Source organism: Neobacillus drentensis, from assembly GCF_036962765.1.
Lineage (GTDB): Bacteria > Bacillota > Bacilli > Bacillales > Cytobacillaceae > Neobacillus > Neobacillus drentensis_C.
In genome coordinates this window covers 7,414-13,700 of sequence record NZ_JBALOS010000223.1, presented here as the reverse complement: position 1 = coordinate 13,700, position 6,287 = coordinate 7,414, and the positions used below count along the sequence as shown (strand labels likewise).

Annotated in this window: 8 protein-coding genes; 7 read left to right on the top strand and 1 reads right to left on the bottom strand. The window is 37.9% G+C overall.

All coding sequences use genetic code 11. The features are described 5' to 3' along the window. Nucleotides 1-77: 77 nt before the first annotated feature. From V7137_RS23880 to V7137_RS23860, 5 genes are all read left to right on the top strand, one after another. On the top strand, nucleotides 78-854 hold the full coding sequence (locus V7137_RS23880) for an ABC transporter substrate-binding protein (RefSeq protein WP_335700378.1): 777 nt from the start codon (nucleotides 78-80) through the stop codon (nucleotides 852-854). 63 nt (nucleotides 855-917) lie between these two features. Continuing rightward, nucleotides 918-1,577 (top strand): amino acid ABC transporter permease, encoded by a 660-nt coding sequence (locus V7137_RS23875; RefSeq protein WP_335700377.1) that lies wholly within the window; start codon nucleotides 918-920, stop codon nucleotides 1,575-1,577. Next, a complete protein-coding gene (locus tag V7137_RS23870) occupies nucleotides 1,570-2,292 on the top strand; it encodes an amino acid ABC transporter ATP-binding protein (protein ID WP_218349231.1) in 723 nt (240 codons plus the stop codon). Before V7137_RS23875 ends, V7137_RS23870 begins: the two co-directional genes overlap by 8 nt. A gap of 113 nt (nucleotides 2,293-2,405) precedes the next feature. Continuing rightward, nucleotides 2,406-3,401 (top strand): aromatic acid exporter family protein, encoded by a 996-nt coding sequence (locus V7137_RS23865; protein ID WP_335700376.1) that lies wholly within the window; start codon nucleotides 2,406-2,408, stop codon nucleotides 3,399-3,401. Nucleotides 3,402-3,424: 23 nt separating this feature from the next. Further along, on the top strand, nucleotides 3,425-3,937 hold the full coding sequence (locus V7137_RS23860) for a L,D-transpeptidase (protein ID WP_335700375.1): 513 nt from the start codon (nucleotides 3,425-3,427) through the stop codon (nucleotides 3,935-3,937). Nucleotides 3,938-3,982: 45 nt separating this feature from the next. Here the strand turns inward: V7137_RS23860 and prli42 are convergent, their stop codons facing one another. Continuing rightward, a complete protein-coding gene (gene prli42, locus V7137_RS23855; protein ID WP_155928433.1) occupies nucleotides 3,983-4,081 on the bottom strand; it encodes a stressosome-associated protein Prli42 in 99 nt (32 codons plus the stop codon). A gap of 161 nt (nucleotides 4,082-4,242) precedes the next feature. On the opposite strand from prli42, the gene mce reads away from it, so the two are divergent. Both mce and V7137_RS23845 read left to right on the top strand, forming a co-directional pair. Next, nucleotides 4,243-4,653 (top strand): methylmalonyl-CoA epimerase, encoded by a 411-nt coding sequence (gene mce, locus V7137_RS23850; protein ID WP_335700374.1) that lies wholly within the window; start codon nucleotides 4,243-4,245, stop codon nucleotides 4,651-4,653. A gap of 1 nt (nucleotide 4,654) precedes the next feature. Then, nucleotides 4,655-6,205 (top strand): acyl-CoA carboxylase subunit beta, encoded by a 1,551-nt coding sequence (locus V7137_RS23845; protein WP_335700373.1) that lies wholly within the window; start codon nucleotides 4,655-4,657, stop codon nucleotides 6,203-6,205. Nucleotides 6,206-6,287: the final 82 nt, after the last annotated feature.

Here is a 6,287-nt window from a genome sequence, read left to right as displayed (position 1 = left end):
GTGTTAATATTCGTTTTGTTGAATAAAAATTCAAATTAAAAATTATGCAGATCTTATTTATCATAGGAGGAAACACCATGAAAAAAACATTTTTATTTTTTACCATGATTTTAACACTAGTAGTTTTGGCAGCTTGCGGCCAAAGTAATAAAGACGGAGCAAATGGAGAAAAAACTGGCGATAAAAAAGTATTAACGATGGCAACATCAGCTGATTTTGCTCCATTTGAATCAAGAGATCCATCTGGTAAGGTAGAAGGATTTGATATTGACTTAGCGAATGCTATTGCAAAAGAACTAGGGTATAAACTAGATATTAAAGACATGAAGTTTGATGGTTTAGTTGGTGCTTTACAGGCTAAACGTGTTGACATGGTTCTTGCTGGTATGTCGGCAACAGAAAAACGTAAACAAAATGTTGATTTTTCAACTCCTTATAACCATTCAGGTGAAATGTTTATCACACTAAAAGATTCTAATATTAAAACAATCGATGATCTAAAAGGAAAAACCGTTGGAGTTCAGTTAGGAACCATTCAAGAGGAAGGCGCAAAAACACTTCAAAAAAAGGTGGATTTTACGCTTAAGCCATTAGACAATGCAACAACTTTAATTCAAGAATTATTATCAAATCGTATCCAGGTTGCTTATATGGATAAATCAGTGGCAACAGGATATATAAAAGAACAAGGGTTAGGTGGATTTGATGATCCGACAACAAGTTCTCCTGGAATGGCTGTTGCTTTTCCAAAAGGAAGTGACTTAACGGATGATGTAAATAAGGTTCTTAAGGACATGGAGGAGAACGGTAAACTCCAAGAATTAAAGGACAAGTGGTTAAAAGACCAGCAATAAGCATAAGATAAAATATCAACTAGACTAGCGACGTAAAGAAAATTATGAAGTGAGGTGTAAGGCATGAATTTGGACTTTAGCCAAATTGTGCCTTATATTCCTTTTATTTTAGAGGGAATATGGGTAACATTAAAATTTGTTATTATTTCAATTATTGTAGGTTTTATCCTTGGTACGATTTTAGCATTATTTAAAATTTCACGAATCAAAGCCTTAAATTGGTTTGGAGATGCCTATACATCTATTTTTCGTGGTACACCACTAATTTTACAATTAATGCTAATCTATTTTGCAATCCCGCAATTAACAGGCTATGATATCTCACCATTTTTATCATCGATCTTAGCTTTTGGCTTAAATTCTTCAGCTTATGTTTCGGAGATTATCAGGGCCGGAATTCAAGCGGTGGATAAAGGTCAAACCGAAGCTGCACAAGCACTAGGAGTTCCTTATCGTCTTATGATGAAGGACCTTATCTTACCTCAAGCACTAAAAAATATATTACCTGCACTGATGAATGAATTTATCACCTTAACAAAAGAATCAGCGATCGTCTCGACGATTGGCTATTTAGATTTGATGCGCCGTGCTCAGGTTGTTGGAGCAGATACGTACCGTAATTTTGAACCATTAATTTTTGTTGGTTTAATCTATTGGATACTAGTTATGGGACTTACTTTGGCAGGTAAACGGTTTGAACGGAGGCTGAAGTACAGTGATTAAAGTCGAAAACCTCTATAAACAATTTGGCAATAACGAGGTATTAAAAAATATTTCTACGAATATTGATAGCGGAGAAGTTGTGTCAATTATTGGACCATCCGGTTCGGGAAAATCTACCTTTCTTCGTTGTTTAAATTTGTTAGAGACACCTACCAAAGGGAAAATCTGGATTAATAATCAAGAGATTACCGACCCCAAAACCAATATCATGAAAATTCGTGAACAAATCGGTATGGTATTTCAACACTTTTATTTATTCCCGCATTTGTCGGTTTTGGAAAACTTAACATATGCACCGATGAAAGTGAAAGGGGAATCCCGAGAGCTTGCTGAGAAAAAAGCACGGGAATTGCTAGGCCGCGTGGGTCTTACTGAAAAAGAAAAAGCCTATCCGAATAATTTATCAGGTGGACAGAAGCAGCGCGTGGCGATTGCCCGTGCACTTGCGATGGAACCGAAGTTAATGTTATTTGATGAACCAACCTCAGCGCTTGATCCAGAAATGGTAAAAGAAGTACTTACAGTTATGAAGGATCTTGCCCAATCAGGAATGACGATGGCCATTGTTACACATGAAATGGGATTTGCTCGTGAGGTTTCTGATCGGATTCTTTTCCTTGATGATGGGATTTTATTAGAAGAAGGCTCTCCTGATCAATTTTTTAATAGCCCTCGGACAAGCAGAGCAAAGGACTTTTTAGAAAAAGTATTATAGAAATTGAAATCCTTAAAAAGAGACATTCTTGCAAAGAATACGTTAATAGGGATATGCTAAAGATGATCTTACCCGATCATCTTTTTATTTTTTTTATTTTTGGAGAGATAATGATGAAATTTAGAATCGGATACCGGACCATTAAAACAGCTGTAGGGACCGCGATTGCCATATTACTTGCACAACAGTTTGGTTTGCAGAATTTTGCTTCAGCAGGTATTTTAACCATACTTTGTATCCAGGTTACAAAACGGAGATCGCTCCGAACGGCTTGGGATCGTTTTCTAGCCTGTGTATTAGCGATGCCTTTTTCTGCGTTATTTTTTGAAGGAATCTCTTATCATCCAATCGTTATTGGTATCATGTTATTTTTCTTCATTCCTACTATTGTGATGCTGAAAGCGAAGGACGGCATTGTGACTAGCAGTGTTATTATTTTACATATTTATATGGCAAAGAAAGTAACTATGGACATATTTTTAAATGAACTTGGTGTCATTACCATTGGAATTGGTGTGGCCCTACTCGTAAATCTTTATATGCCAAGTGTAGATAGAAAGCTACTTGATTATGTGAGCGAACTTGAGGAAAATTTTAAGATTATATTCTGTGAAATAGTCAACTACTTACGAACGGGAGAAGGCAGATGGGCTGGAAAAGAGATTACCGTTAGTGCTCAATTACTAGATGAAGCGATCGCACTTGCCCTGCAAGATGTTGAAAATCACTTTTTGCGTGATGAGAATATGTACTTTCATTATTTTAAAATGAGAGAAAAACAATTTGCTATTATTGAACGCATTTTACCACTTGTCACCTCCATTACTCATACCGTTAAGCAAGGGCATATGATTGCAGATTTTCTAGAGGAACTTTCCGATAACATTCATTCAAGAAATACAGCCCATATTTATATAGAAAAATTAAGAGAGATGAAAAAAATATTTCAAGAGATGGAACTGCCGCAGACAAGAGAAGAATTTGAAGTTCGGGCAGCTTTATTGCAATTAGTTAATGAAATGAACGATTATTTGATAATAAAAAGTACGTTTAAAGGATTAAAATCTTCTTCAAAAATGAATGAACATAAAAAGATTGAAGCAAACTAGAGGAAAAAAGGCAGGTGGCTGCTATGATAAAAATCTTATCGCCGATCCTGATAGCTTTTTTCATTTCACCGCTTTGGCCATTAGGACAAAATCCTATGCCAGGTGCTCCCTTTGTTATTGTGAATAAAAGTAAAAATGAAATGGCCTTTATTAATGAAAACAAAGTCCAAACGGTTGTTAGTGTAGGGACGGGAAAAACACAAGAATTAACGCCAGAAGGTCTTTTTAACATTACGGTTAAGGCAAAAGAACCTTATTTTCGGAAAGAGAATATCCCTGGCGGGGATCCGAAAAATCCACTTGGGGCGAGATGGATTGGCTTTGATGCAAAGGGAACAGATGGCAGAACATTTGGCATTCATGGAACAAATCAGCCTGCATCAATCGGAAAATATGTCTCGCAAGGCTGCATCCGTACTCAAAATGAGGTGGTTACATCACTTTTTCCGTTAATTCCTTTGGGGACAAAAGTATTGGTTATTTCTTCTAAAAAATCATATGAGACACTTGCTAAAGATTATGGAGCAATAAACTAGCAATGGGACTGTTCAATTAGAACAGTCCCATTTTTTATATATTTTTTATGAAAGAAATTGACCGATTCCAATGAGGAGAGTTGAGGCCAGCATAGCAAATAACATTAAATAAACAATAATTTTTCTTGTTTTTTTACTTTTCAAAATGGGTACCTCCTTAACAATTTGAAGCTTTATCTATATTGTACAAGGAAATCCAAAAATGAACAACGGAACAACTACGTAATTTAGGAAGGATTTATGAACTTTTTACCGAATAAGAATATTGTCGAATTAATTCTAATTTTTAGAACAGAGGGGTAATTATGATTAAAAAAGTCGACCATATTGGAATTGCAGTGACTTCTCTTGTGAATACGCTTCCTTTTTATACCGATGTATTAAATCTTCCCTTGATAGGGATTGAAGAGGTTGATACTCAAAAGGTAAGAGTTGCCTTTTTACAGGCAGGAAGTACAAAACTTGAACTGCTTGAGCCTACATCGAAAGAAAGTGCAATTGCCAAATTTATCGAAAAACGCGGTGAGGGAATTCACCATGTTGCCTTAGGGGTAGAATCGATAGAAGATAGAATTATCGAAATGAGAGAAAAAGGGATACGTATGATTGATGAACAATCAAGACCTGGTGCTGGAGGGGCAAGCATTGCCTTCATGCATCCAAAATCGGCATCTGGGGTTTTATTTGAGCTTTGTGAGAAGGGGATGAAGGGGTAAAATGATCGATATATATGAAAAAATAAATGAGTTGTATGATAAACGCCGAGAGGTAGAGTTGGGTGGCGGCGATGAGAGAATTGAGAAACAACATGCAAAAGGAAAGCTGACTGCTCGAGAAAGAATCGACCTGTTAGTCGACAAAGGAACGTTTTTTGAATTAAATCCGTTTATTGAACATCGTACCAATGATTTTGGTCTAGATGAACAAAAGGGTCCTGGGGACGGGGTGGTAACGGGTTACGGGAAAGTAAACGGTCGCCCCATTTACTTATTCTCACAAGATTTTACTGTCTTTGGCGGTGCATTAGGGGAAATGCATGCTAAAAAGATTGCTAATGTGATGGATTTAGCTGCGAAAAATGGCGCCCCTTTTATCGGCTTAAATGATTCTGGCGGGGCACGGATTCAAGAAGGTGTTGTATCCTTAGATGGATATGGACATATATTCTACCGAAATGCGATTTATTCCGGTGTCATTCCGCAAATATCAGTCATCATGGGTCCATGTGCGGGCGGTGCTGTTTATTCTCCAGCGATTACTGATTTTGTGTTTATGGTTGAGAAGACCAGTCAAATGTTTATTACTGGTCCTAAAGTCATCGAAACAGTAACTGGTGAAAAGATATCTGCAGAGGAATTAGGCGGTGCGAATGTACATAGCTCCATTAGTGGAAATGCCCATTTTCATTCTGATTCCGAAGCAGAAGTGTTGCAAAACGTCCGCAGACTATTGAGTTACCTTCCTCAAAATAATGAAGAGAAGCCTCCGAGATTTGAGGTGCAGGAGGACGAAGATTATCGTTCTGATTTAATTGATGTAATTCCATTTGATACAGTTCGTCCGTATGATGTCCGCAAAGTCATTGAGCAAGTGGTAGACGAGAACAGTTTCATGGAAGTGCAAAAGGATTTTGCTAAAAATATTGTCGTTGGGTTTGCCCGCATCAAAGGTGAATCAGTGGGTCTTGTCTGCAATCAACCCAAGGTGATGGCGGGTGGCCTGGATATCGATTCTTCTGATAAGGCTGCTCGCTTTATCCGAACCTGTGATTCTTTTAATGTCCCAATCATCACCTTCGAGGATGTGACAGGCTTCTTCCCGGGAGTTAAGCAGGAACACGGCGGAATCATTCGCCACGGGGCAAAAATATTATTTGCCTACTCCGAGGCGACCGTTCCGAAATTAACGGTTATTTTAAGAAAAGCCTATGGCGGTGCCTATGTAGCGTTAAATAGTAAATCGATAGGGGCTGATTTGGTTTTTGCCTGGCCGAATGCTGAAATCGCTGTTATGGGTCCACAAGGGGCTGCCAATATCATTTTTGCGAAGGAAATTAATAATAGTGAAAATCCTGAATTGACAAGGCAGCAAAAGATTGATGAATACCGTGAAAAGTTTGCCAATCCTTATGTGGCGGCGAGCAGAGGTATGGTGGATGATGTGATCGACCCTCGAGAAACTAGAATAAAAATTGTTCAAGGCTTAGAAATGCTTAGAAACAAAAAAGAATCAAGACCATATAAAAAACACGGTAACATCCCTCTATAAACAAGGCTGTGGTAAAGCTTATGGTTGATTTTGCCACCCTGTTGATTGGAGCGGAAGACGCGAAGACTCCTGCGGGAGGACG